The 26,362-nt window shown below is 62.2% G+C and carries 30 protein-coding genes; 13 read left to right on the forward strand and 17 right to left on the reverse strand.

Features of this window, described 5'->3' with window-relative positions:
* Positions 1-77 precede the first annotated feature (77 nt).
* Genes AC244_RS11145 through AC244_RS11160 form a run of 4 tightly spaced genes read right to left on the reverse strand, consistent with a single transcriptional unit; the run spans position 78 to position 4,901 of the window.
* Entirely contained in the window at positions 78-2,345 is a 2,268-nt protein-coding gene (locus AC244_RS11145; RefSeq protein WP_053248886.1) for a hybrid sensor histidine kinase/response regulator, read from the reverse strand.
* A gap of 56 nt (positions 2,346-2,401) precedes the next feature.
* Positions 2,402-2,893: a signal peptidase II gene (gene lspA / locus AC244_RS11150; RefSeq protein WP_053248887.1), complete on the reverse strand. Its 492-nt coding sequence runs from the start codon at positions 2,891-2,893 to the stop codon at positions 2,402-2,404.
* Positions 2,890-3,750 carry a TrmH family RNA methyltransferase gene (locus AC244_RS11155; RefSeq protein ID WP_053248888.1) on the reverse strand — a complete coding sequence of 287 codons (861 nt, stop codon included), beginning with the start codon at positions 3,748-3,750 and terminating at the stop codon, positions 2,890-2,892. The genes lspA and AC244_RS11155 overlap by 4 nt, the downstream gene beginning before the upstream one ends.
* Positions 3,747-4,901: a class I SAM-dependent rRNA methyltransferase gene (locus AC244_RS11160; protein WP_053248889.1), complete on the reverse strand. Its 1,155-nt coding sequence runs from the start codon at positions 4,899-4,901 to the stop codon at positions 3,747-3,749. Before AC244_RS11160 ends, AC244_RS11155 begins: the two co-directional genes overlap by 4 nt.
* Positions 4,902-5,217: 316 nt before the next feature.
* On the opposite strand from AC244_RS11160, the gene AC244_RS11165 reads away from it, so the two are divergent.
* On the forward strand, positions 5,218-5,676 hold the full coding sequence (locus AC244_RS11165) for an SRPBCC family protein (RefSeq protein ID WP_053248890.1): 459 nt from the start codon (positions 5,218-5,220) through the stop codon (positions 5,674-5,676).
* Positions 5,677-5,902: 226 nt separating this feature from the next.
* Here the strand turns inward: AC244_RS11165 and AC244_RS11170 are convergent, their stop codons facing one another.
* The 3 genes from AC244_RS11170 to sppA all read right to left on the reverse strand — a co-directional run bounded on the left by AC244_RS11170 (position 5,903) and on the right by sppA (position 7,723).
* Entirely contained in the window at positions 5,903-6,247 is a 345-nt protein-coding gene (locus tag AC244_RS11170; protein WP_053248891.1) for a hypothetical protein, read from the reverse strand.
* 84 nt (positions 6,248-6,331) lie between these two features.
* Entirely contained in the window at positions 6,332-6,634 is a 303-nt protein-coding gene (locus tag AC244_RS11175; protein ID WP_025425688.1) for an integration host factor subunit beta, read from the reverse strand.
* A 129-nt stretch (positions 6,635-6,763) separates the two neighbouring features.
* Positions 6,764-7,723, reverse strand: a complete 960-nt coding sequence (gene sppA, locus AC244_RS11180; RefSeq protein WP_053248892.1) for a signal peptide peptidase SppA — start codon at positions 7,721-7,723, stop codon at positions 6,764-6,766.
* Positions 7,724-7,984: 261 nt separating this feature from the next.
* On the opposite strand from sppA, the gene lptC reads away from it, so the two are divergent.
* The 6 genes from lptC (at position 7,985) to ptsN (ending at position 13,206) form a co-directional block, all read left to right on the forward strand.
* Positions 7,985-8,653, forward strand: a complete 669-nt coding sequence (gene lptC, locus AC244_RS11185) for an LPS export ABC transporter periplasmic protein LptC (protein ID WP_053248893.1) — start codon at positions 7,985-7,987, stop codon at positions 8,651-8,653.
* A gap of 14 nt (positions 8,654-8,667) precedes the next feature.
* Positions 8,668-9,228, forward strand: coding sequence for an LptA/OstA family protein (locus AC244_RS11190; protein WP_053248894.1), 561 nt, complete (start codon positions 8,668-8,670; stop codon positions 9,226-9,228).
* A 13-nt stretch (positions 9,229-9,241) separates the two neighbouring features.
* Entirely contained in the window at positions 9,242-10,060 is an 819-nt protein-coding gene (gene lptB / locus AC244_RS11195) for an LPS export ABC transporter ATP-binding protein (protein ID WP_053248895.1), read from the forward strand.
* Positions 10,061-10,203: 143 nt separating this feature from the next.
* Positions 10,204-11,763 carry an RNA polymerase factor sigma-54 gene (rpoN, locus tag AC244_RS11200; protein WP_053248896.1) on the forward strand — a complete coding sequence of 520 codons (1,560 nt, stop codon included), beginning with the start codon at positions 10,204-10,206 and terminating at the stop codon, positions 11,761-11,763.
* 236 nt (positions 11,764-11,999) lie between these two features.
* On the forward strand, positions 12,000-12,569 hold the full coding sequence (gene hpf, locus AC244_RS11205) for a ribosome hibernation-promoting factor, HPF/YfiA family (protein WP_053248897.1): 570 nt from the start codon (positions 12,000-12,002) through the stop codon (positions 12,567-12,569).
* A gap of 172 nt (positions 12,570-12,741) precedes the next feature.
* Entirely contained in the window at positions 12,742-13,206 is a 465-nt protein-coding gene (gene ptsN, locus AC244_RS11210; RefSeq protein WP_053248898.1) for a PTS IIA-like nitrogen regulatory protein PtsN, read from the forward strand.
* 19 nt (positions 13,207-13,225) lie between these two features.
* Here the strand turns inward: ptsN and AC244_RS11215 are convergent, their stop codons facing one another.
* A complete protein-coding gene (locus AC244_RS11215) occupies positions 13,226-14,032 on the reverse strand; it encodes a helix-turn-helix transcriptional regulator (protein ID WP_053248899.1) in 807 nt (268 codons plus the stop codon).
* A gap of 239 nt (positions 14,033-14,271) precedes the next feature.
* Here AC244_RS11215 and AC244_RS11220 point away from each other — a divergent pair, with 239 nt between their 5' ends.
* Entirely contained in the window at positions 14,272-15,039 is a 768-nt protein-coding gene (locus tag AC244_RS11220; RefSeq protein WP_053248900.1) for an SDR family NAD(P)-dependent oxidoreductase, read from the forward strand.
* 14 nt (positions 15,040-15,053) lie between these two features.
* Entirely contained in the window at positions 15,054-16,289 is a 1,236-nt protein-coding gene (locus tag AC244_RS11225; protein WP_053248901.1) for a D-arabinono-1,4-lactone oxidase, read from the forward strand.
* 87 nt (positions 16,290-16,376) lie between these two features.
* On the opposite strand, the gene grpE is transcribed toward AC244_RS11225, so the two are convergent.
* Positions 16,377-17,093, reverse strand: coding sequence for a nucleotide exchange factor GrpE (gene grpE / locus AC244_RS11230; protein ID WP_082366817.1), 717 nt, complete (start codon positions 17,091-17,093; stop codon positions 16,377-16,379).
* A gap of 60 nt (positions 17,094-17,153) precedes the next feature.
* Positions 17,154-18,233, reverse strand: a complete 1,080-nt coding sequence (gene hrcA, locus AC244_RS11235; RefSeq protein WP_053248903.1) for a heat-inducible transcriptional repressor HrcA — start codon at positions 18,231-18,233, stop codon at positions 17,154-17,156.
* Positions 18,234-18,392: 159 nt separating this feature from the next.
* Between hrcA and rph the strand changes: the two genes are divergently transcribed.
* The 4 genes from rph to hemW all read left to right on the forward strand — a co-directional run bounded on the left by rph (position 18,393) and on the right by hemW (position 21,537).
* Positions 18,393-19,112 (forward strand): ribonuclease PH, encoded by a 720-nt coding sequence (rph, locus tag AC244_RS11240; RefSeq protein ID WP_053248946.1) that lies wholly within the window; start codon positions 18,393-18,395, stop codon positions 19,110-19,112.
* Between the two features lie 17 nt (positions 19,113-19,129).
* Complete coding sequence (locus tag AC244_RS11245) at positions 19,130-19,549, forward strand: VOC family protein (RefSeq protein WP_053248904.1); 420 nt, start codon at positions 19,130-19,132, stop codon at positions 19,547-19,549.
* Positions 19,550-19,588: 39 nt separating this feature from the next.
* Positions 19,589-20,236 carry an RdgB/HAM1 family non-canonical purine NTP pyrophosphatase gene (gene rdgB, locus AC244_RS11250; protein WP_053248905.1) on the forward strand — a complete coding sequence of 216 codons (648 nt, stop codon included), beginning with the start codon at positions 19,589-19,591 and terminating at the stop codon, positions 20,234-20,236.
* A gap of 119 nt (positions 20,237-20,355) precedes the next feature.
* On the forward strand, positions 20,356-21,537 hold the full coding sequence (gene hemW, locus AC244_RS11255; RefSeq protein WP_053248906.1) for a radical SAM family heme chaperone HemW: 1,182 nt from the start codon (positions 20,356-20,358) through the stop codon (positions 21,535-21,537).
* 39 nt (positions 21,538-21,576) lie between these two features.
* Here the strand turns inward: hemW and AC244_RS11260 are convergent, their stop codons facing one another.
* The 7 genes from AC244_RS11260 to AC244_RS11290 all read right to left on the reverse strand — a co-directional run bounded on the left by AC244_RS11260 (position 21,577) and on the right by AC244_RS11290 (position 26,289).
* The gene (locus tag AC244_RS11260) at positions 21,577-22,191 is read right to left on the reverse strand and encodes a glutathione S-transferase family protein (protein ID WP_053248907.1); all 615 of its coding nucleotides are present in this window, start codon (positions 22,189-22,191) and stop codon (positions 21,577-21,579) included.
* A gap of 111 nt (positions 22,192-22,302) precedes the next feature.
* Positions 22,303-22,671, reverse strand: coding sequence for a DUF1801 domain-containing protein (locus AC244_RS11265; protein WP_053248908.1), 369 nt, complete (start codon positions 22,669-22,671; stop codon positions 22,303-22,305).
* Between the two features lie 27 nt (positions 22,672-22,698).
* On the reverse strand, positions 22,699-23,112 hold the full coding sequence (locus AC244_RS11270) for a DoxX family protein (protein ID WP_053248909.1): 414 nt from the start codon (positions 23,110-23,112) through the stop codon (positions 22,699-22,701).
* Between the two features lie 41 nt (positions 23,113-23,153).
* The gene (locus AC244_RS11275; protein ID WP_053248910.1) at positions 23,154-24,020 is read right to left on the reverse strand and encodes a nuclear transport factor 2 family protein; all 867 of its coding nucleotides are present in this window, start codon (positions 24,018-24,020) and stop codon (positions 23,154-23,156) included.
* Positions 24,021-24,083: 63 nt separating this feature from the next.
* Positions 24,084-24,566 (reverse strand): SRPBCC family protein, encoded by a 483-nt coding sequence (locus AC244_RS11280; RefSeq protein WP_053248911.1) that lies wholly within the window; start codon positions 24,564-24,566, stop codon positions 24,084-24,086.
* A 77-nt stretch (positions 24,567-24,643) separates the two neighbouring features.
* Positions 24,644-25,918 (reverse strand): RNA polymerase sigma factor, encoded by a 1,275-nt coding sequence (locus AC244_RS11285; RefSeq protein WP_053248912.1) that lies wholly within the window; start codon positions 25,916-25,918, stop codon positions 24,644-24,646.
* On the reverse strand, positions 25,915-26,289 hold the full coding sequence (locus AC244_RS11290) for a YciI family protein (RefSeq protein ID WP_053248913.1): 375 nt from the start codon (positions 26,287-26,289) through the stop codon (positions 25,915-25,917). The genes AC244_RS11285 and AC244_RS11290 overlap by 4 nt, the downstream gene beginning before the upstream one ends.
* Positions 26,290-26,362: the final 73 nt, after the last annotated feature.

Raw genomic sequence — 26,362 nt, forward strand, 5'->3', positions numbered from 1 at the left:
TTTCTGCAACAACATAGTGACACGAAAAACGGCATACAACCCCCGCTCGGACGTTGATACCGTTACGACCTGAGCGCTTACCGTATCTCGAGAAGGCTGCTGATTTCCGCCATCAGCCGCTGCGGATCGGCCGGCTTCGGCAACACGACATCCGCACCGGCCGCGACGAGCCGGTCCCTGATCTCCAGGCGCGCGTCCGATGTCAGCACGACCACCGGAAGACGTCGTTCCGATCCCCTCGCCTCGTTCTCACGCAGGCGTTTCAGCATCGAAAATCCGTCGCCGCCCGGCATGTTGAGATCGGTGACGATCAGTTTCGGCATCGGCTGAGCCTGATCGCCGGCCCCGGAAAGGATCTGATCGACGGCGCCAAAATCGGTCACCAACCGGACTGTCTGTCCCGCACGCTCCAGCACGGTGCGCACGATCAGCGCATTCACCGGATCGTCCTCTGCCAACAGGATGCCGCGCGGGCTCGACTTGACCGGAGCAATCGTCGGCTCCTCGCGAAGGATCGGCCGGTTGTCATTGATGGCGTCGCGCTTCTCGATGCCCTTCAATCGCCCAAGCAGCACTTCGACCAGCGACTTCTCGCGCAAGGGGCGGATCAGCCAGGCCTCATAACCGTCCATCTGGTCGACCGGGTGAGTGTTGCGCTCCTCCGGGTTGATCAGATAAGTCCGGCGGACGTCGAGGCGGGCGACGGCCGGCTGCAGGGCGAGAAGCTGCTTGAACTGGTCGGCGTGGCGATGGTCCACAATGATGTCGGTCAATGGCGCACCGCCGGAGAGAACATCCGAGATGACATTCTGCGCGGCCGCCAGCGTCGTTGCCCGGTGGCAGCGTCCGCCGAGCGTGGCAATGGTGGCAGAGAGCGCTGCGGACGCCGGCCCATCCGGCGCCATCACCAGCACGTGCGATCGTGCAAGCCTCAGGCGTCGTTCCGGCGTTACCCGCTCGACTTCGGCAAGCGGCAGGCGGATCTCGAAGCGGCTGCCGCGGCCGGGGGCGCTCGATGCCGTCAGGCTGCCGCCGCAGGCCTGCATGATCCGACGCGAGATCGCCAGCCCGAGCCCGGTGCCTTTGGCTCGCTGCTCGTCACTACCGGCCTGCTCGAACTCGTCGAAGATGCGCTTCAGGTCGTCGCCCGCCATGCCCGGACCGGTGTCGTCGATGAGGATGCGCACACAATCCTCGACGATGTCGGCACTGACGAAGACGCCGCCGACCTCCGTGAACTTCACCGCATTGCCGATGACATTGAACAGGACCTGGCGCAGACGCGCCGCGTCGAACTCCATCAACGCCGGCACGTCGGCCGTCACGGTTGCCCCGATCTCGATGCCCTTTTCATGCGCCCGATTGGAGAGCATCTCGACGACGCTCTCGATCACGGCGCGCGGATCCTGTCGCGAGGGGCGGAACTGGAACCGCCCAGCCGACAGCGACGAGAAATCGATCAGGTCCTCGACAAGCTGTACCAGGGCACGGCCGGATTGCTGCATGCCGGCCAGATAGTTCTTCTGCTCGCTCGACAGCCGGGTCTGGCCGAGCAGGTGGCTCATGCCGAGAATGCCGGAAAGCGGCGTGCGGATCTCATGGCTGACGGTTGCGAGCAAGCGAGATTTCGCCTGGCTTGCCTCTTCGGCGCGGCGCCGCGCGTCTTCGCGTTCACGCGCGGCACGGGCCTCCTCCGTCACGTCTCGCGCGATGCTGTGGCGCATCAGCCGTCCGCTTGCCGGATCCCGGGCGATGACGTCGTGCCAATCGTAGAGGCGGAGGCCCTCGGGCGCGGTAATCCGCACGGGGTAGTGATTGGGTTCAATCTTCGGCTCAAAGTTCAAGCCGATGGCGGCGCAGGTCAGCCCCCTGGCATCGTCGAGGCCGCAGGCCCGATGAAAGGCCGCATTGGCGTGGACAATCTTGCCATCCATGCCACGCATGATCGCAAGGTCTCCGAGCGCATCATGAATGGTCGAAAGCAGGGTCGAGGTTTCCAGGCGGTCCCAGTCGCCGTCCTGCCTCGTTTCCACGCTCTGCCTGTCGCCGTCGACCGCTCTGATGCCATCGGCTATCAGGAGCAGCACGCCCGCAAGGCCGGCCGCCGCAACCGCCGCGGAAAACAGGTAGAGACCGGCGGCAATACCGATCGCAAGCACGAGGCCGGAGGCGATGACCCCGAGAGATGCCAGCGACAGGCGGCGCAGGGAGTAAGCCGGCGCCGCGGGCTTCGACATCGCCCTGGTGCCATCCGCCATGCCGGCAGCAGGTCTCGCACCACTGGCTCGGGCTCCCGCACCGAAACCGGATTCGATCTGCTCTAGCAATCGTGACGGCTCGCTCATGCCATCCGGGTTAACATGGCAAGCGTTCCGAATGGCTTCAGCGCATCGATAAAATCTTAAGCGTCGGTCTTTTTCGCCTGCAGCAGCTCGTCGAGAATGATCGCGCCGGCGCCAACGGTGATGAAACTGTCGGCCAGGTTGAAGACGGCGAAGGACCACGTCTGCGTATGAAAGAGGATATAATCGATGACATAGCCGAAGATCAGCCGGTCGACGAGGTTGCCGAGCGCGCCGGCAATGATCAAGGCATAGCCGAAATGCGCGAAGAACCTGTCCTTCGGCGTGCGCCGCCAGAGCCACAAAACGAAGGCAACGACGACAAGGCGCATGCCAACGATAAACCAGCCTTCCATGCCCGACAGCATCGAGAAGGCGACGCCGTAGTTGTAGGTGCGGTAGAGCGCCAGCATCGGCACGACAGGAACCGCTTCATTGAACGGCAGATAGGCTTCGACCAGATACTTGATCAGTTGGTCGGCGGCGAGCGCAAGGACGATGAAGACCGCGATCGGCAGCGGCCGGGAAAACAACACCTGCTTTTCGGTCATGCGCCGGCATCCAGCGCCAGCAGATGGCGTCGCGCCTCAAACAGCATGATGCCGGTGGCGATCGCCAGATTGAGGGAATCGGCGCGCCCCGCCTGCGGAATGCGGGCAAGCGCTCCGGCCTCACGGGCAAGTTCTTCAGGAAGGCCAGCCTGTTCGTTGCCCATCAGGAGCACGACCGGTTTCGATTTGTAGTCGATCGTCCGGTAGTCGACCGAACCGGCAAGATGCGTGGCCACGACCTTCACCCCGGCCTGCTTCTGCCATTTGACGAAATCGTCGGCGCTGGCGCGCACGACCGGCATGGCGAAAACCGAGCCCATCGTCGCCCGCACCGTCTCGAGCGAGAACGGATCCGTGGTTTCGCCGATGAGAATGATGCCGGCGGCACCGGCAGCATCAGCCGTGCGGATGATCGTGCCGAGATTGCCCGGATCACGAACGCGATCGAGCGCCACATAGGTCTCGCCGAGCTGCGGACGGATCTCCTTCAGCGCCCGGTAGCGCTGTTCGAAAATGCCGACAACCATCTGCGGATTGTCGCGCCGGGTGATCGTCGAGAGCACCTTCTCGCTGACTTCCAGCACCAGCCCGCCGCGGGCAAAGGTCTTTGCCGCGACCTGCTCCACATGCGGCTTGCTCTTGGCCGCCTTGGCGTAGATCAGTGTCTTGATCTTCCAGCCGAGATCGAGCGCATCGATCACCAGCTTCAAGCCCTCGGCCATGAAGGACCGCGTCTCGTCGCGGTGCTTCTTCTGCGCCAGCAACTTGATGTCCTTGATGATCGGATTGGTGAGGCTGGTGACTTCCTTCACCTGCCCGACCCGGCCCGCGCCGTGTTCGCTTCTGTCATTGCTCATTGCGGCACCCAGCGGCTGAAGAGAGATGTCGAAAGCGCCCGTCCGGGCTCGTGGCCGTCGAGGCCGCCTTCGCGGATGATGAGTTCGCCCGATTCCACCCGGCCGCCGCGGCCGCGCATCGTCTCGCGCATCAGTTCATGGATCGAATAGAAGCTGGCTCGGATCGAATAGGCCGTCAGCACCAGGCCCCTCGCCTCGGGCGACAGGATTTCGCGGCAGATGTCGAGCATCGCGGCCAAGTGATCGAAAAGCTGCCAGACCTCGCCGTTCGGACCGCGTCCGAACTTCGGCGGATCGGTCAGGATGATGTCATAGCGGCTGCCGCGACGTTCCTCGCGCTGGATGAATTTCATCGCGTCGTCGCAGATCCAGCGGATCGGCAGCTTTTCCGCGCGCGCCAACGCCTGGTTTTCCCGTGCCCAGCCGATCGCCTTCTTCGAGGCGTCGACATGGGTGACCTCGGCGCCGGCCTTGGCCGCGATCAGCGAGGCGACCCCGGTGTAACCGAAGAGGTTGAGGACCTTCAGGGGGCGGCGGGACGCCTCCACCTGATCCTTCACCCAGCTCCAGTGGGCAAGCTGCTCGGGGAACACGCCGACATGACGGAAAGAGGTGAAACGGCCGTGGAAATCCGTGCCGAGAAGCTGCATCGGCCAAGTCTCGCCAAGAACGGCGCCCGGGAAGCGCCAGCGGCCCATGCCGTCCTCGTCGGTGTCACCAGTGAAGATCGCGTCCGCGTTCGCCCACACGCCGTCGGGCAGGTTTCGCGGCCAGAGCGCCTGCGCCTCGGGGCGCACGATGCGGTACGGTCCGTACTGCTCGAGCTTTTCGCCAGCGCCGCTGTCGATCAGGTGATAACCGGAAACGCCTGACGTCTCGAGAATGAGCGGGATGTGCTCGCCCGGCTTGTCGCCGGAGCGCCGCGGGATGAGGCGAACCGAAGCCTCGCTCTCGGGCTGCACCCGTGTGGCCTTCTCGCGCGGCTCTGCGGCCTTCGCCGGCGCATGGCCGGCGGCGCGTTCCTTGAAATCGCCTGACTTGGCAAAAGGCGGACGCTTCTTTTCATGGCGGCCACCGCCGCGCGCCTCGGCTCCACGGCCCTTAGCCGTCGTCACGGAGGCATTCTTCGACCGCCGATCCTTTTCCTTCACGCTGAGATCCCTGGGCTTAGTTTTGTCACGAGGCGCCTGCCCTCCCCCGAATATCGGATATGAATGAGCCGGCACCATGAGGTATGCCGCCGCACCCCGGATTTCGAGGCATGGCGTCTTCTGTTGGTGCAAATAGCACCGCTCATGCTCTTGGCAAAGCCGTTTCCGATTTGCCAAGATCAGTGCGGGAGCGACGCTGCCATAATTTAATCGGCCGGAACCGACGCCGGGACACGTTTGTACAACGAATTCAAAAGATTACATCAACCTCGCGCGTCCTGTTCGATGCGCGGCACCGTCAAGGGGAGGAAAGCGCATGGACATGACCGGCGAAGAACGCATCTCGGCATCGCGCGATGCCGTGTGGCGTGGCCTCAACGACCCGGAAATCTTGAAGCGATGCATCCCGGGCTGTCAGTCGATCGAGATGAAATCTCCGACCGAGCTTTCGGCCGTGGTCAAGATCAAGATCGGCCCGGTCTCGGCCTCGTTTACCGGCGACGTGATCCTGTCGAACCTCAATCCGCCCGAGAGCTACACGATCTCCGGAGAGGGCAAGGGCGGCATTGCCGGATTTGCCAAGGGCGGTGCGGATGTAACCCTGGTCGACGACGGTGCGGAGACCCTGCTGCGCTACGACGTCAAGGCCCAGGTCGGTGGAAAGCTGGCGCAGCTCGGCTCCCGGCTGATCGATTCGACCGCCAAGAAGCTGGCGCAGCAGTTCTTTACGGATTTCGGCGCCGCAGTCGGCGGCCCGGCGGAAGCGGCCGGCTGAAGAGCATAGCCGCCCTCGACCCTACAGCGCCGCGCGTCTTATCAGACGCGCAAAGGTCGCTGTAGCACTTTGAATCGCTGCATGTTTTTGTCCTTAAATCGGATACGATTTAAGGAAACATGCAGTAGAGCGTTTCCGATTCAGACGGAGTCGCAGAAACGCTCTATCTCTCTGTTTTTACGCATTTCCTGACGGAAAACCGCTTCGCACTTTTCCTGGAAATGCCCTAGTTCTGTGGGGCTGCGAGTGTCGCCTGGGTGGCCAGCTTCTCGGCCTGGCTGCGCTGCTTTTCAGCTTCGCGGTGCCATTTCAGCGCCTCGGTCGCCTCATTGCGGGCGCGGCGACGGTATTTCCCCTGGCTGAACCAGGTGGCGGCGGCCCCGAGGATCAAACCAACGACGACCGCCAGAAACAGGAAAACAAAGAACGGCGCGCTGACGGACAGGACGCTGTCTTCGGGACGGAACGGATTGAGGGCCAGCGTGACGCTCTGGCGATTGGCGACGCTGAGCACGATCAGGATGACGCCGACCGGAATGAGAACAACGATGTTGACCAGTTTCTTGAGCATTCAGCCGCTCCAGTTTTCCGGATCGTCGCACAGGCCATGGCGGCGATGAGGACAATCCGGATTCATGACGATCGGGCGGGATGATCAGTCTTCATCGTCCCCGTTCATGCCCGGGTTCAGCCGCTCGCGCAGCTCCTTGCCGGTCTTGAAGAACGGCACCCACTTTTCTTCGACGAAAACGGAATCGCCGGTGCGCGGGTTGCGACCGGAGCGCGACGGCCGGTTCTTGACCGAGAAAGCGCCAAAACCGCGCAGTTCGACACGGTTTCCGGCAGCCAGCGCGTCTGTGATCTCATCGAGCACCGCGTTGACGATGTTTTCGACGTCGCGGTGGTAGAGATGCGGATTGCGCGCTGCAACAATCTGCACCAGTTCTGACTTGATCACTATCGCCCCCTTAAATTCTTGTTTGTTTTGCTTTTTCGGTCTGCATTGTGATTGCCGCAAGAATATGGCCGGCGCTCACCTGGCGCGGGCGGCCATGTCACGGATTAGGCTGGGCATATGCTGCCATCCTCATTGAGCATCAACCTGCCAAACCGAAACAAGACCGTCAAGAAACAACTTGTCACCCCCGATTTTTTCGAGGCCTTTCATGGCCGGAAAAGCGTCATATCCCAACATCTTGACCCACTCGGAGACGGCCGATCCGAGGCCGAAAGGCAGGGTGTGGCTCGGAGCCTCCCAATCAACCACAGGAAGGTCCTTCGACACTTTCTTGTCGGCGAGGAAGGTGCGGATTTCGTCATCGCCACCGAGCTTGTCGACAAGCTTGAGGCCAAGCGCCTGGCGGCCGGTGAAAATCCGCCCGTCGGCAAGCAGGAGAGCCTCGGCGCGCGGCAGCTTGCGGCGCTCGGCGACCAGATCGACGAACCAGCCATAACTGTCGTCGATCATCGCCTGGATCATCGCCTTGGCGTCATCGCTCGGCGGATGGAAGGGGGACGGCTCGGCCTTCAGCGGCTTGGACTTGATTGATTCCAGCGAAACGCCAAGCTTGTCCATCAGCTCCTTGACCTGAGGATACTGGAAGATGACGCCGATCGAGCCGGTGATCGAGCTTTCGCCGGAAATAATCGTATCACCGGCAAGCGCGATCATGTAACCGGCTGAGGCGGCCAGCGTGCGAATATCGGAAACGACCGGCTTCTTGGCGGCGACCTTGCGGATCGCCTTGTAGATAACCTCGCCGCCATAGGTGGTGCCGCCGGGCGACGAGATAGTGACCACCAGCGCCTTGACGGAATCGTTGTCCTCGATCCGCTGCAGCCGCTCCAGCAACTCGCGATCGTCCTGGATCAATCCGGAGATCTTCACGCGGGCGACATGAGCACGGGCGCGCCCTGCGGTATCCGCCCAACCCGACCAGGACAGGATTACCAGAGCCACGACTGCGAGCAGGCCGGCGACGATCCAGCGCCAGAAGCTCAGCTTCCTGCGCAGGCTGCGACGATCGGCGATGGCAAGTTCATCCATGTGGGTTCTCCCGAATTTGTTGGCGCAGCTCCTGTCAGTTTCCGATGGAACATGCTATCTGCGCGGCAAGTGGCATATTCAATAGACGCGGTCGGTCACGGTTAAAAGCCGTGCCCGCCGTTTTCCTGTCTTCACGAAGTTTTTTGCGGCGCCATTGTACGGCGGCAAAAAGTATCCATATTTGCGACGACTTACACGAATGTATGTAAAATGCGGTTCGCGCGGGCCCGCGGAAAAGCAACGGAACCAACAGGTCTTCACATGTTAGATCATGCGCCAGCCCCCGGCTTCTTTGCCGATACGGGTGCGAGCTCTTCGGACGCCTACGCGCTCGCCGCGCGGCATTCGGCGCGCGTCAGACGTTTGAAGATCATTCTGCCTGTGGTCGCCGGCATCATCGCGGCAATCTTTGCGGTGATTTCCTTCGTGCGCGCCTTCATGCCGGTCGATCTGCAACTCGATAGCGCAACGATCGAGGACGGCAAGATCGTCATGCAGAACCCGGCGATTGCCGGTCGCAACAAACAGGGCATCAGCTATTCAATGAAGGCGCAGCGCGCGCTGCAGGATATCGCCAATCCTGATATCATCACGCTGCAGACGATCCATGCGGAAATGCCGGTGAACGACAAGCTGATCGCCACGGTGGACGCGACCAACGGCATTTACGACCGCGGCGCCAACACGCTCGATATGAACGCCCCGTTCACGATTACAATGAATAATGGCGTCAACGCCGACTTCCAGTCGGCCTATCTGGACATCAATGCCGGCGAAATGGAAACGAAACAACCGATTGCGATCAGCATGAAGGGCGGTTCGATCATTGCGCAGCGGCTGCGAATGACGGATAAGGGACGCATAGTAACATTTGAGGGCATGGTGCGGGTCAATCTCGAACCCACCGCCATTCGCAAGAACACGAATTAGGATCTGGTGCATCCATGTCGGTTAGACCCGCTATTTTTTTCAGGATTTCAGCCAGCCTGGCCGTTGCCGGCATCGGCGCATTGATGATTGTTTCGGGCGCTGCCGCCCAGGCCACATCGAGCAAGATGAAGGGCCTCGAATTGTCGAACGACAAGCCGATCCAGATTGAAAGCGACAAGCTTGAAATCAAGGATCCGGAAAGCAAGGCGATCTTCACCGGCAACGTCAAGGTCGTGCAAGGCACGACGACGCTCCAGGCCGGCAGCATGACGGTCTTCTACAAGTCCGGCGCCGGCTCGGTTTCGAGCGGCGACGCCGACATCGACCGCATCGAAGTCAGCCAGCGCGTCTTCCTCAGCTCCGGCACCCAGCAGGCAACCGCCGACAGCGGCGAGTTCGACATGACCAAGCAGACCTTGGTATTGAAGGGCGACAAGGTCGTTCTGTCGGAAGGAAAGAACGTGTTCGTCGGCTGCCAGTTGAATGTGCAGATGAACACGGGTGAAGCGCAGCTCGAAGCCTGTGGCGGTCGGGTGCAGATCCAGCTCGACCCGAAGTCGCAGAAAAAGAACTGACGTAGACCCGCTCGTGCAACTCCCCTTCCTTCACAAGCGCAAGCGCGTCCGCAAGCCGTCGGCGGCCACACCTGCCGCAGCCGGTCACGCGGTCGACAAGGCGCGCTATGACGGCACGCTGATCGCCCGCGGCCTTACCAAGGCCTATCGTGAGCGGCGCGTGGTCAACGGCGTGTCGCTGGTCGTTCGCCGGGGCGAAGCCGTTGGCCTGCTCGGCCCGAACGGCGCCGGCAAGACCACCTGCTTCTACATGATCACCGGCCTGGTGCCGGTCGACGAAGGCTCGATCGAGATCAACGGCAACGACGTGACGACGATGCCGATGTATCGCCGTGCCCGCCTCGGCGTCGGATACCTGCCGCAGGAAGCCTCGATCTTTCGCGGCCTGACGGTGGAAGAAAACATCCGCGCCGTGCTGGAAGTGCACGACAAGAACCTGGAACGGCGCGAGAGCAAGCTCAACGACCTGCTTGGCGAGTTCAACATCACGCATCTGCGCAAATCGCCGGCGATTGCCCTTTCCGGCGGCGAGCGGCGACGTCTCGAAATTGCCCGTGCGCTTGCCACCGACCCGACCTTCATGCTGCTCGACGAGCCCTTTGCCGGCGTCGACCCCATTTCCGTCGCCGACATTCAGGCACTGGTGCGGCACCTGACATCGCGCGGCATCGGCGTACTCATCACCGACCACAACGTGCGCGAGACCCTCGGCCTGATCGACCGGGCCTATATCATCCATGCCGGCGAGGTGCTGACCCACGGCCGCGCCAACGATATCGTCACCAATCCGGACGTGCGCCGGCTCTATCTCGGCGATAATTTCAGCCTTTGACGCGATCCGCGGGCGAATCCGGCACCTCACCCCGCGGTCGCGCTTGACCAAACCCCTCCAATAAGCAATTTTTGGGCCAAATGAAAAACCGGCCCGTGCAATGACGCGACCGGTGGAGATCTCATCGGGAGTTTCACGTCCGCATGGCATTGTCGGCCAGCCTTCATCTGCGCCAGTCACAGTCGCTGGTCATGACCCCGCAGCTGATGCAATCGATTCAGCTGCTGCAGATGACGCATCTCGAACTCAATCAGTTCATCGCGCAGGAAGTCGAGAAGAATCCACTGCTCGAGCTTCACGGCAATGACGACGAGTTCGGTGCGAGCTACGAGGACGGCAGCCGCGAAGACGCGGGGCAAACATCCGGTGAAGACTTCGGCGGAACGGATGACACGCCCGGCCAGCGCGATCTCTACGACAACGCCATGGCGACCGGCGGCGAGCGGCTCAACGAACAGCTCGATGCGGATTTCGGCAATGTCTACCAAGACGACACGGCGCCGCAACGCGCCGACGCGCCGGAGCTGCTCGGCCAATGGAAATCGATGCCGGGCAGCGGCGAAGGCGGCGACTACGATTTCGATGACTTCGTTGCCGGCCGCAAGAGCCTGCGCGAGACGCTTCTGGAGCAATTGCCCTTTGCGCTGTCTGACGCATCCGACCGGCTGATTGCCCAGAACCTGATCGACCAACTCGATGAGGCGGGCTATCTTCAGGCCGATCTGGACGAGGTCGCCGAACGCCTCGGCGCATCCGGTGCCGACGTTACGCGCGTCCTGCTCACCCTGCAGCAGTTCGACCCGCCGGGCGTCTTTGCGCGCACACTCAGCGAATGTCTCGCCATTCAGCTGCGCCTTCGCGATCGCCTCGATCCGGCGATGGAGGCCCTCGTCGCCAATCTCGAGCTTCTGGCGCGGCGCGATTTCGCCAGCCTCAAGAAGATCTGCGGCGTCGACGAAGAAGACCTGATCGACATGCTCGCCGAGATCCGCAAGCTCGACCCGAAACCGGGAACGAGCTTCGAGACCAGCGTCAGCGAGGCGATCGTTCCCGATATCGTCGTGCGGGCGGCGCCTGACGGAACCTGGCTCATCGAGCTCAACCCCGACGCCCTGCCGCGCGTCCTCGTCAATCAGGCCTATTTCACCACGGTGTCACGCGGCACCGAGAAGAACAGCGCCGACCAGGCGTTTCTCAACGAATGCCTGCAGAACGCCAACTGGCTGACCCGCAGCCTCGATCAGCGCGCCAGGACGATCATGAAGGTCGCGACCGAAATCGTTCGCCAGCAGGACGCATTCCTCGTCCATGGCGTCGGGCATCTGCGGCCGCTGAACCTGAAAACCGTTGCCGATGCGATCAAGATGCACGAGTCGACGGTGAGCCGCGTCACCTCGAACAAGTACATGCTGACCCCGCGCGGGCTGTTTGAACTGAAGTATTTCTTCACCGTTTCGATCGGTTCGGCCGAGGGCGGCGACAGCCATTCGGCAGAGTCCGTGCGTCACCGCATCCGCACGATGATCCAGCAGGAAAGGGCCGACGCGGTGCTTTCCGACGACGATATCGTCGACAGCCTCAAGCAGGCCGGCGTCGATATCGCGCGGCGCACGGTGGCGAAATATCGCGAGGCGATGAACATCCCCTCGTCCGTGCAACGACGGCGCGAGAAGCGGGCAATGGCCAAAGTATCGGGCTTCTAAGCACGCCCGAGGCGATGGCTTAGGTTAAGGCGCGTTAACTTTTTTGCGACCTACAATTGACTCTCCGCGACGCAGGGGATATGAGCCCGCCGCAATTGCCGAGGACACGGTCTTCCTCGGGCGGCCGCACGGCCGGCAGGTGCGACAGAGAGGCTCCCGCAAGCGTGAAAGGCTTGGATGACGGGACCGCTTGGAATAGACTGGCTACGCAAATCACGAACGAGAGAGGAAACTCCATGAGTGTGCGTGTATCCGGTAAACAGATGGAAATCGGCGATTCGTTCCGCGCCCGCATCGGCGACCAGATCGAGCAGGCCGTTACCAAATATTTCGACGGAGGATATTCAAGCCAGGTCACTGTGGAAAAGTCTGGGCCGCGCTTTAGCGCCGACTGCAAGCTTCATCTCGATACGGGCGTGGTTATGCAGGCGAGTGGACAAGCGAACGACCCTCAGGCTGCCTTTGACGCGGCGTCGGAGCGCATCGAAAAGCGCCTTCGTCGCTACAAGCGCAAGCTCAAGGATCACCACAACGGTAACGGTCTAGGTACCGAGGTGGCTTACACAGTGATGGACTCGGTGCCGTTCGAGGATGACGAAGTCCCCGAGGATTACGCACCGACGATCGTCGCCGAAAGCTCGAAACAATTGAGGACGATGTCTGTCGCGGGCGCTGTGATGGCGCTCGACATGACGGATGAACCCGTCCTGATGTTTCGCACGCCCGGCAAGGCAGAACTGAATATCGTCTACAGACGCAACGACGGAAATATTGGCTGGATTGACGCTGCCAATATCAAGGGATGAGTGGAAAGAGGGAGTGCCGGTGTGTCGGCGCTCCCGCCACTTGGATCAGCGGACAGGCCGGAAAGTACGACTTTTCTGTGCATGGCGCCCGCCAAGACAAAGATGGTTAGAGCCATTGCGACGCATTTGTGATGATGTTGTCCGGCTCTAACCGGCGAACGAGGACAAAAGAATGGCATTGGCAGGTCTACTGCACCAAAATGCGATCATCCCGGCCATGAGGGCCAACTCGAAAAAACAGCTCCTTCAGGAATTGGCGGCTAAAGCGGCAAAGATTACCGGACTTCCGGAACGCGAAATCTTCGATGTCATCCTGCAGCGTGAGCGGCTGGGCTCCACGGGTGTGGGCAACGGCATTGCCATCCCGCACGGCAAGCTGAACAACCTGCCTTCGATCATCGGGATCTTTGCGCGACTGGACACGCCGGTCGATTTCGAAGCCCTCGACGACCAGCCGGTTGATCTCGTCTTCCTGCTGTTGGCGCCCGAAGGCGCCGGCGCCGACCATCTCAAGGCATTGTCGCGCATCGCCCGCGTATTGCGCGACCACGACATGGTGGTAAAGATCCGATCGAGCGATTCCGCCAGCGCGATCTACACGCTGCTCAACGAGGACACGACCTCTCACGCCGCCTGAAGCGGCCCTCAACCGGCTGTCAGTAGAGCTGACGCCGGTTCAAATGATCAATGAAAATCCGAAACAATGCGCCCTGGCTCGAAATGTCGAGCCGGCGATAAATGTTCTTGCGGTGAATGCGGACGGTTCCTTCGGCGATGTTCATCGTCTTGCCGATCGACAGGTTGCTGTGCCCCCGCAGGATCAGCCGCACGATGTTGCGTTGCTGCCGGGTCAGGCGATCGGCACAGAGGCTGTCGAACGCGGTCTCGATCGCGTCGTCATCCCTCGGTGGTGCCGGGGCGGCGTGGTTTTTCTGGCGCCAGTTCGAGCGCACGGCCTCTCGCACGATCGGCTCGTAGATCCTCAGGCGCTCCAGTTCGTCGTCGCTGAACGGCGAGCCGCCGCGGCCGCGCATCAGGGAATAGGTAGCCTGCACCCCGTCATCGAGCGGAATGACGAAACCGATCTCCTCGACCAGGACTCCGCTTTCCATCGAGATGCAGGGATGCACCTCGGCCGAGCTTGAAAAATCCGAATGGAAGAACTGGTCGGGCGCCAGCTCACGCATGCGCCACAGGCCCGCAGGCTGATCGCCGCTGCAGGCGACATAGAACGGGTCGAGCAGATAGGCACCGCCGAGATAGGCGGCAAGCGCGCTGGCGGACACCTTGGCGGTATAGCCGTCATGCAGCACGATCGGCCTGTTGTCATAGGGATAGGCGAAGGCGACCGAGAGGTCGAAGCTTGCGACCGAGCGCAGCATGCGGTCGAGCGCTCCGCCGAAATCCTGTGTTCCGATCAATCCGATCAAGGCCGAAATATCGGCCGATTCCCGAGCCAGCATCCGCGTCGAACTCCCCCTTCCCCGTATCCCCCATGGGATATCGACAGCCGCCGCTTCGTCAACAATAATTCATCCCGTGAGGGACCGAGATCGTCGCACCGCATTACAGCGCCGCGCGTCAAATATGACGCGCAAAGGACGCTGTAACGCTTAAACCTGCTGCATAATATTCTCCTTAAATCGATTCCGATTTAAGGAATTGTGCAGTAGGCGCGGCGCTTGAGCGCGAGGAGGATGCGATGGCAGGCAGGCTTTCCGGAAAAGTGGCTTTGATCAGCGGTGGCGCCGGCGGCTGTGGGCTTGCCGCATCCGAACTCTTTGCCCGTGAAGGGGCGAAGGTCGGCATCGTCGATCTGCCGCGCAGCAAGGGCGAAGAAGTTGCCGCCGCCATCCGTGCAAACGGTGGCGAGGCGGTCTTTGCGCCCGCCGACGTCTCGATTTCTGCGGAGGTAAGCTCGGCCGTCAAGACTGTCGAGGCGGCCTTCGGCGCCATCACCGTCCTCTTCAACCACGCCGGCATCCTGGCGGTCGGGCCCTTCCTCGAAACGGAAGAGGACGAGTGGGACCGGCTGATGGCCGTCAACGTGCGCAGCATGTTCCTGATGACCAAGGCGGTGCTTCCGGGCATGCTGGCCGCCGGCGGCGGCAGCATCGTCTGCACCTCGTCGATCTCGGCGGTTGCGGCGACGCCGATGGAGGTGCTCTACGACACGACCAAGGGCGCCTGCCATATGTTCGCCCGGGCGATCGCCGTCGAATTCCGCGACCGCGGCATCCGCTGCAACGCCGTCTGCCCGGGCTTCATCGCCACCGACCACGGCAAGCGCGAACTGGTCGGCCTCAGCAAATACGGCGTCGACGTCTCCGAGGCGGCGATCGCCGCGCAGCAGGGCCGCATGTGCGATCCGAAGGAAGTGGCGAACGCCGCTCTGTTTCTCGCCAGCGACGAGGCCAGCTTCGTCAACGGCACGCATCTGTTCGTCGACAATTGCTTCACAGCGGTTTGAGAGAGGGGAAAGATATGCTTCAGGCGGGCGGCCATTGGCGCAACTGGGTCGGAAACCAATCCTGCATCGTGCGCCATCGCGGCGCGCCCGAGAGCGAAGCGGCGCTCGCCGAGATGGTCCGCGAGGCGACGTCTCAGGGGCTCAATGTCCGCTGCGCCGGCTCCGGCCATTCCTTCACGCCGGTGGCGCTGACCAGCGGGCTGCACCTGACGCTCTCCAGCATGCAGGGCGTGGTCGACATCGACCAGGCGCGCAAGCGCGTCGCAGTCAGGGCGGGAACGACGATCAACCAATTGGGTAAGGTGCTGAAGTCGAACGGCCTCTCCCTGATCAACCAGGGCGACATCGACAGCCAGGCGCTGGCGGGGGCGTTGACCACCGGTACGCACGGCACCGGCGCTGCGCTCGGCAACATGGCCTCGCAGATCGTCGGCATGCGGCTGGTAGAGCCGGATGGCAGCATTCTCGTCGTCGATGAGACGACGCCGGATCTGCTGGAGGCGGCCCGCGTCTCGGTCGGCATGCTCGGCGTCATCTCCGAGATCACGCTGCAGGCAATGGACAGCTACAACCTGCACGAAAAGCTGTGGCGCTGCGACTTCGACGAATGCATGGAGCAGCATGACGAACTCGCCGCCAAGCACCGGCATTTCGGCTTCTTCTGGTGCCCGGTTCCCGAAAGCCGGCACTGCTACTGCCTGCCGGACACGTCCTCGGTCTCCACGACGACGAAGATCGCCGATGTCTGCGAGATGAAGGTGATCGACATCACCGACCGGCCGCCGATGGAACAGGGCTTTGAGAAGATCGCCTATTCCTCCGAAATCTACCCGATCGAATATGTGCCGAACTTCCACGAGCTCGAATATGCAGTGCCCGTCGCCCACGGCAAGGATGCCGTCAGAGCGGTGCGCAAGCTGATGCTGGAAAAGCACCCCACCTGCATCTACCCGATCGAATACCGCTTCACGGCCGGCGACACCGGCTGGATCAGCCCGTTCTACGAGCAGGATTCGATCACGCTTTCGGTCTCCGGCGAGCCGGGCACGGACTACTGGCAGTATCTCAGGGATGTCGATACGATCCTGCGCCAGTACGGCTCGCGGCCGCATTGGGGAAAGCTGCATTTCCTCGGCGCCGAGGACGTGACCGCGCTTTATCCGCGGTCCGGCGACTTCCGGGCATTGCGGGCAAAGGTCGATCCGGAAGGGCGCTTCCTCAACGATCACCTGCGGCAGTTGTTCGGTTGATACCAACCTGCGCCGACATGACTGCCAAAAACGAAAACGCCGCGCATCCGGATGGACGCGCGGCGTTGAAATGGATCAGAGCGCAGCTCAGGCGGCCGGGCTATCGCCTTCCGCAACAGCCGCCTTCGGGCCGCCCTTGGACACGCCGACCATGGCCGGGCGCAGGACGCGATCGCCAATGGTGTAACCGGCCTGAACGACCTGCAGCACCGTGTTGTTGGGCACATCGGCGTTCGGGATTTCGAACATAGCCTGGTGGAAGTTCGGGTCGAACTTCTGGCCTTCCGGCTCCAGCTTCTTCACCCCATGGCGCTCCAGCGCCGACAGCATGGCGCGCTCGGTCATCTCGACGCCTTCGATCAGGGTGTTGAGGCCCGCTTCGCCGGCTTCCTTCGCTTCGGCCGGAATGGCATCGAGAGCACGACGCAGATTGTCGGAGACAGCGAGCATGTCGCGGGCGAAACCGGCGACCGAATAGGACTTGGCATCCTTGACGTCGCGCTCGGTGCGGCGGCGCAGGTTGTCCATTTCGGCAGCAAGCCTCAGGTACTTGTCGCGCAGGTCGTTGTTCTCCGCCTTGGCAAGCTCCAACGGATCGGGTTCGGCAACCGGCGCCGCTTCCACAGCCTCGGGCTCGGCGTTGACTGCCTCGTCGGTCGCGGCAGCTTCGTGTCCGTGCTTGTTTGTTTCGTCGGTCATGACGTTCTCCGGTGTATCGTCTGTCTTGTCTTCTGCATTCCGACGCCCGCGCGCAACGTTGGCCGCATGGCGTAAAAATGCCCAGTGACTGGATTTGATGCCGATATCGAGGTTTAGGGCCGAAAAATCAAGGGTTCAATGCTGACTGTGGCCAAATGCGCCGGATCAACGCGAAAGCCGCGACATCAACTGCGCGGTATAATCGACCATCGGCACGATGCGCGAGTAATTGAGCCGCGTCGGACCGATGACGCCGACGGCGCCGACGATCCGCTCTTCGCTGTCGCGATACGGCGCAACGATCAGCGACGAACCGGACAACGAAAACAACTTGTTCTCCGAACCGATAAAGATCCTGACGCCCGGGCCGCTCTCTGCGAGATCGAGCAGCTCGATCAGGCTGTCCTTCTTTTCCAGGTCGTCGAAGAGCATGCGCAGGCGGTCGATATCTTCGGTTCCCTCCAGACCCTCGAGCAGGTTCGCGCGACCGCGAACGATCAATCGTGCCGGCTTTTCATCACCCTCATTGCCGGACCAGATCGCCAGCCCACGCTCGACCAGATCCTGGGACAGGGCATCGAGTTCGCTACGGACCGTCTGTTTGACCGTTTCGAGCTGCGAGCGCACCTCGCCGATCGTCTGGCCGGCGAGATGGGCGTTCAGGAAATTTGCCGCTTCCGTCAATTGCGAGCTCGTCACGCCGGCGGGAAGCTCGATGATGCGGTTTTCGACCTGATCATGCTCGCCGACGAGCACGGCAAGCGCCTTGGTTGGCGCCAGCCGGATGAACTCCACATGCTTGAGCACCGGATCGTTCTTGGCCGTGATGACGAGACCGGCGCCGCGCGACATGCCCGACAGCATCTGGCTCGCCTCTGCCAACAACGTATCGACCGGCTGGGCATGGTCGCTCAGCCGCACGTGCCGATCGATCGAGGCACGATCTTCCGCGGAGAGATTGCCGACCTGCATGAAGGCATCGACGAAGAAGCGCAGGCCCGTCTGCGTCGGCAGGCGGCCGGCGCTGATGTGCGGCGAATAGATCAGCCCCAAATCTTCCAGGTCGCTCATCACATTGCGCACGGAGGCCGGCGACAGCGACATCGGCAACAACCGCGAAAGGTTGCGTGAGCCGAGGGGTTCTCCGCTGTTCAAATAGGTTTCGACGATGCGACGGAAGATTTCACCGGAACGCTCGTCCAGCGCCGCCGCGATATCGGTCACTCCGGGATTGCGCAGTACCATGTCGCTCCATGTTCGCAGGCCAATCCTGCCGCCGGAAATATAGTGATCCCCGCGCCCGATGGCAAAAGGGAAAAATCGCCCTGATCGCCCGCCATCCACCGGTTCCCTTTGGCACCGCCATGCTCTAGAAGGCTCACCAGATACGATAGGAGTTTGATGATGCGGCCATCCGGCAGAAAAATCGACCAAATGCGCAAGGTTTCGTTCGAGCGCAATTTCTCCAAGCACGCGGAAGGCTCCTGTCTGGTGCGGTTCGGCGATACGCACGTGCTGTGCACCGCCAGCCTTGAGGAAAAGGTTCCGGCCTGGCTTCGCAACGGCGGCAAGGGCTGGGTGACGGCCGAATACGGCATGCTGCCCCGCGCCACGGGCGAACGCATGCGTCGCGAAGCGTCGACCGGCAAGCAGAGCGGCCGTACGCAGGAGATCCAGCGTCTGATCGGCCGGTCGCTGCGCGCCGTCGTCGACCTGCCCGCACTCGGCGAACGCCAGATCTCGATCGACTGCGACGTCATCCAGGCTGATGGCGGCACGCGCACGGCCTCGATCACCGGCGCCTGGGTGGCACTGCACGACTGCCTGAAGTGGATGGAAGCCCGCAACATGGTGAAGGTCGAGAAGGTCCTCAAGGACCATGTCGCCGCCATCTCCTGCGGCATCTTCGCCAACCAGTCGATCATCGATCTCGACTACATCGAGGATTCCGCCGCCGAGACCGACGCGAATTTCGTCATGACCGGAACCGGCGGCATCGTCGAGATCCAGGGCACGGCTGAAGGCAAGCCCTTCAGCGAAGAAGAATTCGCAAGCCTGCTTGGGCTCGCAAAGACCGGCATTGCCGAGCTTGTCGCGCTGCAGAAGCAGGCGATCGCCGGCTGACAGGAGGGACGCAGACGATGGCCCCGGCGCTGGAAGGTATTCTTGAAACCGCCCTCTATGCGGAAGATATCGACGGCGCCGAGGCCTTCTACGGCGGCGTGCTTGGGTTGGAAAAGATCACGCGCGCCGGCAAGCGGCATGTGTTCTTCCGCTGCGGCCCAGGCGTTCTCCTGATTTTCAATCCGGCGGAAACGGTCAAACCGCCTTCGCCGGATGCCCCCCTGCCGGTGCCGCCGCATGGCTCCACCGGCCAGGGACACATGTGCTTTCACGTTTCCGCTGAGGCGCTCGACGCATGGAAGGCAAAGCTGGAAACGGCAGGTGTCGCGATCGAGGCCGATATTCGCTGGCCGAACGGCGCGCGCTCCTTCTACTTCCGCGATCCGGCCGGTAACAGTCTGGAATGCGCGGAACCGGGCCTCTGGTCCATCGAATGAACCGCGGCCCCACGCCGCTCCTTTAAGAGACGACACATCATGCGCACACTGGATGACAAGACGCTCGTCGTCGCCAGCCACAATGCCGGCAAGATCCGCGAGATCCGCGACCTGATCGGGCCGCTCGGCTTCGAGGCCAAATCGGCAGCCGATCTCAACTTCGTCGAGCCGGATGAAACCGGGACGACGTTTGAAGAAAACGCGACGATCAAGGCGCTCGCCTCCGCCAAGGCCTCTGGCCTGCCGGCGCTTTCCGACGATTCCGGCCTGGCGATCGACGCGCTTGGCGGCGCGCCTGGTGTCTACACCGCCAATTGGGCCGAGCGTGAAGACGGCAGCCGAGACTTTGCCATGGCCATGCAGAAAGTGGAAGACGCGCTGCAGGACAAGGGCGCGAGCGCACCTGAAAAGCGCACCGCCCGGTTCGTCTCCGTGCTCTGCCTTGCCTGGCCGGACGGCCATGTCGAGCTCTTCCGCGGCGAGGTCGAAGGGCATGTCGTGTGGCCGCCGCGCGGCGACAAGGGATTTGGCTACGATCCGGTCTTCCAGCCGCTCGGTTACGACACCACATTCGGCGAGATGAGCGCAGACGAGAAACACGGTTGGAAGCCGGGCGACGCCCAAGCCCTGTCGCACCGCGCCCGTGCCTTCAAGCTTTTCGCCGAAACCTGCCTTGGAGCGGGATGAAGAAAAGTGTATGCGGTTTTCCGCACCATCCCGCTCCAATTTATTAGGAGCGATCACGTTCATGACGTTGGGTCGATCGGCCCAAAGTCATCGGGATCTACCGCATGAGAGACGCAACGATGCAGACGGCCACGCTATCGGCAATCGGTGACGGCATGGATCCCGGCTTCGGGATCTATGTGCACTGGCCGTTCTGCGCGGCCAAATGCCCCTATTGCGACTTCAACAGCCATGTGCGCCACCAACCGATCGACCAGCCGCGTTTCGTCGCCGCCTTCCTCAAGGAAATGGCGGAGGCGCGCGAGCTTTCCGGTCCACGCACGGTCACCAGCATCTTCATGGGCGGCGGCACGCCATCGCTGATGGATCCCGCCACCGTCGACGCGATCCTCTCGGGCATCGCCCGTGAATGGCATGTGCCCGATGGCATCGAGATCACCATGGAGGCGAACCCTTCGAGCGTCGAGGCGACGCGCTTCCACGGCTACCGCGCCGCCGGCGTCAATCGCGTTTCGCTCGGCGTCCAGGCGCTGAACGATCGCGACCTCAAATTTCTCGGCCGGCTGCACAATGTCGAGGACGCGCTGAAGGCAATCCGGCTGGCGCGCGACATCTTCCCGCGCATGTCCTTCGACCTGATCTATGCCCGGCCCAACCAGACCGTCGAGCAATGGGAGCGCGAGCTTAAAGAAGCCGTCTCCTATGCCGTCGACCACCTGTCGCTCTACCAGTTGACGATCGAGGAAGGCACGCCCTTCTTCGGCCTGCACAAGGCCGGCAAGCTGATCGTTCCGGACGGTGAACAATCGGCGGTCCTCTACGAGGCGACCCAGGACATCACCGCGTCAATCGGCATGCCCGCCTACGAGGTGTCCAACCACGCTCGGCCGGGTGCCGAAAGCCGGCACAACCTAACCTACTGGCGCTATGGCGACTATGCCGGCATCGGACCTGGCGCCCATGGCCGCCTCAGCGTCGGCGGCGCCAAGGTGGCGACGGCAACCGAACGCAAGCCGGAGGAATGGCTGCGACTGGTCGAAACCTACGGCCACGGCATGGTCGAGCGCGAGGTGCTCGACCATGAAGCCCAGTCGGACGAATTGCTGCTGATGGGCCTGCGCTTGAAGGAAGGCGTCGATCTCGCCCGCTGGCAGACGCTCTCCGGCCGCGATCCCGATCCGGACCGCGAGCAGTTCCTGATCGATCATGGCTTCATCGAACGGCTTGGCAATTCGCGCCTGCGCTGCACGCCCGCCGGCATGCTGATCCTCGACGCCGTCGTTGCCGACCTCGCCTGCTAACAACCCGCCCATGCGCATCAATCACGACGCGCCGAAGGCTCAATCGTGCGTCTCGCCGGAAAGCGGCGTCGCGCGCATGGATGGCCGGTCCTCAAAGGCATCGAACCAGGCGGTCAGCCTTCTCCGGTCACGGAACGACGGCAACTCGCGGAATGCCATCCAGGACAGGGCCGTGGCGAGAGCGATGTGGCCGATATCGAGCGGCGCGTCGACATCGAGCGTCTGTTCCAGCCAGTCATAGGTCTGCTCGACCTTTTCGGTGTAGCCGTCGGCCAGCGCCGGGTAGCGCAGGGCTGCCGGGCGCCGATCCGTTTCCCAGCGCAGCCCGATGCCGGCCTGGGCCAGCCCTTGCGCGACAGCCTGCAATCGCAAGGAGCGCCAACGCGCCTCGCCGCTTTCGGGGATCAGCCTGCGGCCATCATGCAACGTATCGAAATAGGCGCAGATGACGTCGGAATCGAAGATCGCCTCTTCACCGGGGCGCAAGAGCACCGGCACCTTGCCGAGCGGGTTTTCCGCATGGACCTTTTCGTTGCGCAACGTCGGGCTGGTCTCGTGATGGATTACCTGCAAGCGCTCGGCGATCCCCACCTCGTGGGCGAAGACAAGCGCTTTACGGGCAAAGGGGGAATGGGTCTGATAATAGAGGATCATGGGGTGCCTCGCGGGTTTGTGGGAAAGTCCTTGGTCCCGCGAAGATGTATTGCATCCAAAGAGAGAAAGGCGCTCTGTTTCAGAGCGCCCTTTGCAAGTTTGTTTCGCCGTTCAAGATTTGAACGGATCGCCCTTCTCGGCGTTGAGCGCGATGCCCCTGGCCACCAGCCGCGCCATCTGCGCTTGGTCGACCTCTCCCACCACCTTCACCTTGATATAGGCCATGTCGCCCTTGCCGCCGCCCTTGGCCAAACGCGGGTCGAGGTCGAGCATGTCGGCGCCGCGCCAGAAGCCGAGGGTCACGTGATCCTTGGCTGCCTTGATCAAACAGACCGGTCCGCCGGCCTCATAGACCGCGTGGCCCCATTTCACGATATCCTTTGTACCGCCGGCCGCGAGAATGGCACCGTGCAATTCCTTCGCCACCTCCGCCGGCGTGCCTGAAAGACCCGCGATATAGTCGTTGACTGTTTTGCTCATGGTTCAAGGTCTCCTTGTCGGCAGCGTTTAGTTCGTGAACGGTATCAGGTCGCGCACGCGACGATCTCTCAGCCACAGACCGGCCCAGGCGATGACGCCGAGATAGAAGCCGAACAGCAGATGAGTGAAAATCGGGCTGTCCGCACGCAGATGGGTCGCCATGGCGCCGCCGAGATAACCGGTCAGCAGAATGGCGCCGAGCACCGACGTTCTCGGGATCGCGTAGAGCAGCGCGCACAGAAGCGTCAGCACGCCGAGCAGGCGGGCAAGGCCCGCATCGGCAGGATAACCGAGCACTGCCAGCGTCTCGGTCACCACGTCCAATGGCACGAGCTTGATCGCTCCGTCGAATGTCAGGAACAGAACAACCAGACCGCTCAACACGCGGCCGAGAATCACCGTTTTTCCAGCCGGAGCCGTCATAACAAGAGCAGTGTTCATTCGGGGAGGTCTCCTCGTTTTCCGTTGTCACAAATCGTTTTTCAGTCTGTTTTCTTCACCGGCCCGACGATGCCCCAGCGGATGCCGAAGGGATCGCGCAGCTGGCCGTAGAGATCGCCCCAGAAGGCGACCGCAAGCGGCATCGTCACCTCGGCGCCGGCGGCAACCGCGCGGTCCCACCAGAATTGCGCGTCCTCGACCACCAGATGCAGGACGACACCCTGGGGTGCGGCATAGGGCATGCCGTGTTCCGGGAAGGGATCGTTGAGCATCAAGGCGCCGCCGTTGATCGTCAGATGGCAATGCATCAGTCGCTTGCCATCGTCGGCGAGCATCCGCCCGCCATCGGTTGCGGCAAAGGCATTCACGTAGAAGTCGGCGGTCGCGTTCGCATCCTCGACGCAGAGATAGGCGATCGGGCCCGGCATCGGCGGCGGCGCAGGCGCTTGCCAATCGACCGTCGATTTCGGATTGAGATCGATGGCCGCCTTGAGGCTGCCATCCATGTAGAACGGCACGGACTCGTGCTGGTGTGCGATCTTCCAGCCGGCCGCGGTGCGCTTCAAACCGAGGGTCTGGCGGAACCAGACCGATATTTTTCCAGCATCGACCTTCTCGCCGGAAAGCTCGGTGAGCATGGTGACGAAAGCAACGTCGCCGCCGACCGAGATATCGAGACCCTCGAAGCGATAGCCGAGCGGTCCGCGCCAGGTAGAAAACCACTGTTCGAGCCCGCCTTCGCTGGCGTCGGAGGTCTTCAGCGGCGGCGCCAGCGAAAAGAGCACGCAATCCGGCGTCCCATGGCCGATAACACCTTTCGCATCCTTCACCCGTAGGGCATCCGCCCAATCATCGATCACCGCACGGATTTCGGCGACGGCAGCACTCTTGTTGTCGATCACGGACATGGTGGGTCTCCTTTCCCCATGGTGGCAGGCGCGAGGGCGAAGCCCTTCGAGCCACGGACTTGATCAGAGTTGCTTGGCTGTGCCTTCGAGCTGGCTGGCGCATTGGCCCCAACCCTGGTGAAAGCCCATCTTTTCGTGGACCTCGCGATCCTCGGCGGACCAGTGGCGAACGCGGGCCGTATAGCGGGTCTTGGCCCCGACATCCTCGAAGGTGATGGTCACGACCATGAACGGCTTGTCGGATGGCGCCCACGCATCGGTGAAGGCATCGGTGAAGACCAGCTTCTCGTTCGGCACCACTTCGAGATAAACGCCGAGATTGGGATAATCCTCGCCCTCGGGCGAGCGCATGACGATGCGGTTGGCGCCGCCGGCGCGAACGTCGAGCTTTGCCTCCGGCGTCGTCCAGGGCAAAGGCGCGAACCACTTCTTCAGCAGTCCGGCATCGGTCCAGCAGCGGTAGACGAGTTCACGCGGCGCATCGATCAGCCGAGTGATGACCAGTTCGCGGTCGTCGGCAGCTTTGATTTCAGTGACAACGGTCATTGTTGGCTTCTCCGTCAGCGGGTTCATTCCAAGGACGAAGCTGCAAGCGCGGTCCCGACAACCGCCGACAGGATTTTTTATCTTTCTTCTTTTGCGAGGTCTTTTTCACCCGCATCCCTGCTCAAATGATCGAGCTGCATGCGAATGTGGGAAGCTTCCGCCGCATTGGTGGCAAGGGCGATGGCACGGTCGAAGGCGATGCGCGCCTCGCGGACCCGGCCCGCCTGCTTCAACAGCGCCCCGTTCAACCCATGGAAGTAGAAGTAGCCGGCGAGTTTTTCGGCAAGCGGCTCGATCAACGCCAGGGCTGCTTCCGGCCCGTCCCGCTTTGACACGGCGACGGCGCGGTTGAGCGTGATGACCGGCGACGGCTGCAGCCGCTCCAGCGCCTGATAGAGCAGGTCGATCTCTTCCCAGTCGGTTTCTTCGGGGCGTGTAGCGCGCGCATGTAGCGCGGCGATCGCCGCCTGGATCTGATAGGGGCCCGGCTGACGATGGCGCACCGCCTTGTCGATCATGGCCAACGCCTCGATGATCAGTGGCTTCTTCCAGAGGCTACGATCCTGATCATCGAGCAGGATGATGCCGCCATCGGCATCGAAGCGCGCACGCGAGCGCGAGTGCTGCAGCAGAAGCAGGGCCGTCAGCCCCATCATTTCAGGCTCGGAGGGGAACAGCCGCAAGAGCAGCCGCGCGAGCCGGATCGCCTCCTCGCAAAGATCGGCCGAGACACCGTCCGGCCCATTCATCGCCGAATAGCCTTCGTTGAAAACCAGGTAGATCATCGTCGCAACCGCCGCCAGCCGCTCCGACCGGTCGGCCGCGTCAGGCGTTTCGAAGGCGATGCCGGCGGCGGCGACACGGGACTTCGCCCGGGTGATGCGCTGCTCCATCGCCGCCTCGCCGACGAGAAAGGCGCGGGCAATCTGCTTGACCGAAAGGCCGGAAACGATCCGCAGTGCCAGCGCGATCTGCTGCGTTGCCGGAAGGACCGGATTGCTGCAGACAAACAACAGCTTGAGAATATCGTCACGATAGTGGGAACCATCCAGCCGTTCGGCAAGATCGCTCTCCTGATCCTCGAGATCGGAGAGCAATTCTTCCGGCGGCAGCGCGGTCTCCCGCGACTGGCGGCGCACCTTGTCGATGCCGCTGTTGCGGCCGACGAAGATCAGCCAGGCGGCGGCATCGCGCGGCGGGCCGCTCTTCGGCCAGGTCTTCAATGCCCGGATACAGGCCTCCTGAAATGCTTCCTCGGCCGTATCGAGATTGCGGAAATAGCGCAGAAGCGCGCCCATTGCCTGCGGCCGAGCGGAAACAAGTGCGAGGTCGATCCAGGTCGTGTCTGTCATGCGGGAAACTCACTTGGCTTGTAGATGGCAAGGGGACGAATTTCATAGGAACCATCAGCCGGATTGGCTGCACTCAGCTCACGGGCGAAATCGAGCGCTTCGTCCAGCGAAGCGCAATCGACGACGTAGAAGCCGAGCAGTTGCTCCTTCGTTTCGGCAAACGGACCATCAATGACGACGGTCTCGCCAACAGTGTGTCGCAGGGTCGTTGCCGCTGTCGTCGGCAGCAGCCGCGCCACCGGTCCCAGCTTGCCGGCATCGCCATATTTGCGCTGGACGGCGGCAAGATCGCGCATGACCTTGTCGTCCTCCTCCTTCGTCCAGTTGGCGGTGACGTCTTCCTGGTTGTAGCAAAACACGGCGTAAAGCATTGGAACTCTCCTGCTCCTGTCACAAGGACGATCTGACGAAGAGATAGTCGACAAGACAGACAAAAAAAATACC

Origin of the sequence: Ensifer adhaerens, from assembly GCF_001270265.1 — a bacterium.
Taxonomy (GTDB): domain Bacteria; phylum Pseudomonadota; class Alphaproteobacteria; order Rhizobiales; family Rhizobiaceae; genus Ensifer; species Ensifer adhaerens_B.

Excerpts from the sequence above, each read along its gene's own strand:
- AC244_RS11145 (WP_053248886.1), bottom strand. The coding sequence starts at position 2,345 with ATGAGCGAGCCGTCACGATTGCTAGAGCAGATCGAATCCGGTTTCGGT.
- lspA (WP_053248887.1), bottom strand. The coding sequence starts at position 2,893 with ATGACCGAAAAGCAGGTGTTGTTTTCCCGGCCGCTGCCGATCGCGGTC.
- AC244_RS11155 (WP_053248888.1), bottom strand. The coding sequence starts at position 3,750 with ATGAGCAATGACAGAAGCGAACACGGCGCGGGCCGGGTCGGGCAGGTG.
- AC244_RS11165 (WP_053248890.1), top strand. The coding sequence starts at position 5,218 with ATGGACATGACCGGCGAAGAACGCATCTCGGCATCGCGCGATGCCGTG.
- AC244_RS11170 (WP_053248891.1), bottom strand. The coding sequence starts at position 6,247 with ATGCTCAAGAAACTGGTCAACATCGTTGTTCTCATTCCGGTCGGCGTC.
- sppA (WP_053248892.1), bottom strand. The coding sequence starts at position 7,723 with ATGGATGAACTTGCCATCGCCGATCGTCGCAGCCTGCGCAGGAAGCTG.
- lptC (WP_053248893.1), top strand. The coding sequence starts at position 7,985 with ATGTTAGATCATGCGCCAGCCCCCGGCTTCTTTGCCGATACGGGTGCG.
- AC244_RS11190 (WP_053248894.1), top strand. The coding sequence starts at position 8,668 with ATGTCGGTTAGACCCGCTATTTTTTTCAGGATTTCAGCCAGCCTGGCC.
- rpoN (WP_053248896.1), top strand. The coding sequence starts at position 10,204 with ATGGCATTGTCGGCCAGCCTTCATCTGCGCCAGTCACAGTCGCTGGTC.
- hpf (WP_053248897.1), top strand. The coding sequence starts at position 12,000 with ATGAGTGTGCGTGTATCCGGTAAACAGATGGAAATCGGCGATTCGTTC.
- ptsN (WP_053248898.1), top strand. The coding sequence starts at position 12,742 with ATGGCATTGGCAGGTCTACTGCACCAAAATGCGATCATCCCGGCCATG.
- AC244_RS11215 (WP_053248899.1), bottom strand. The coding sequence starts at position 14,032 with ATGCTGGCTCGGGAATCGGCCGATATTTCGGCCTTGATCGGATTGATC.
- AC244_RS11220 (WP_053248900.1), top strand. The coding sequence starts at position 14,272 with ATGGCAGGCAGGCTTTCCGGAAAAGTGGCTTTGATCAGCGGTGGCGCC.
- AC244_RS11225 (WP_053248901.1), top strand. The coding sequence starts at position 15,054 with ATGCTTCAGGCGGGCGGCCATTGGCGCAACTGGGTCGGAAACCAATCC.
- hrcA (WP_053248903.1), bottom strand. The coding sequence starts at position 18,233 with ATGGTACTGCGCAATCCCGGAGTGACCGATATCGCGGCGGCGCTGGAC.
- rph (WP_053248946.1), top strand. The coding sequence starts at position 18,393 with ATGCGGCCATCCGGCAGAAAAATCGACCAAATGCGCAAGGTTTCGTTC.
- AC244_RS11245 (WP_053248904.1), top strand. The coding sequence starts at position 19,130 with ATGGCCCCGGCGCTGGAAGGTATTCTTGAAACCGCCCTCTATGCGGAA.
- rdgB (WP_053248905.1), top strand. The coding sequence starts at position 19,589 with ATGCGCACACTGGATGACAAGACGCTCGTCGTCGCCAGCCACAATGCC.
- hemW (WP_053248906.1), top strand. The coding sequence starts at position 20,356 with ATGCAGACGGCCACGCTATCGGCAATCGGTGACGGCATGGATCCCGGC.
- AC244_RS11260 (WP_053248907.1), bottom strand. The coding sequence starts at position 22,191 with ATGATCCTCTATTATCAGACCCATTCCCCCTTTGCCCGTAAAGCGCTT.
- AC244_RS11265 (WP_053248908.1), bottom strand. The coding sequence starts at position 22,671 with ATGAGCAAAACAGTCAACGACTATATCGCGGGTCTTTCAGGCACGCCG.
- AC244_RS11270 (WP_053248909.1), bottom strand. The coding sequence starts at position 23,112 with ATGAACACTGCTCTTGTTATGACGGCTCCGGCTGGAAAAACGGTGATT.
- AC244_RS11275 (WP_053248910.1), bottom strand. The coding sequence starts at position 24,020 with ATGTCCGTGATCGACAACAAGAGTGCTGCCGTCGCCGAAATCCGTGCG.
- AC244_RS11280 (WP_053248911.1), bottom strand. The coding sequence starts at position 24,566 with ATGACCGTTGTCACTGAAATCAAAGCTGCCGACGACCGCGAACTGGTC.
- AC244_RS11285 (WP_053248912.1), bottom strand. The coding sequence starts at position 25,918 with ATGACAGACACGACCTGGATCGACCTCGCACTTGTTTCCGCTCGGCCG.
- AC244_RS11290 (WP_053248913.1), bottom strand. The coding sequence starts at position 26,289 with ATGCTTTACGCCGTGTTTTGCTACAACCAGGAAGACGTCACCGCCAAC.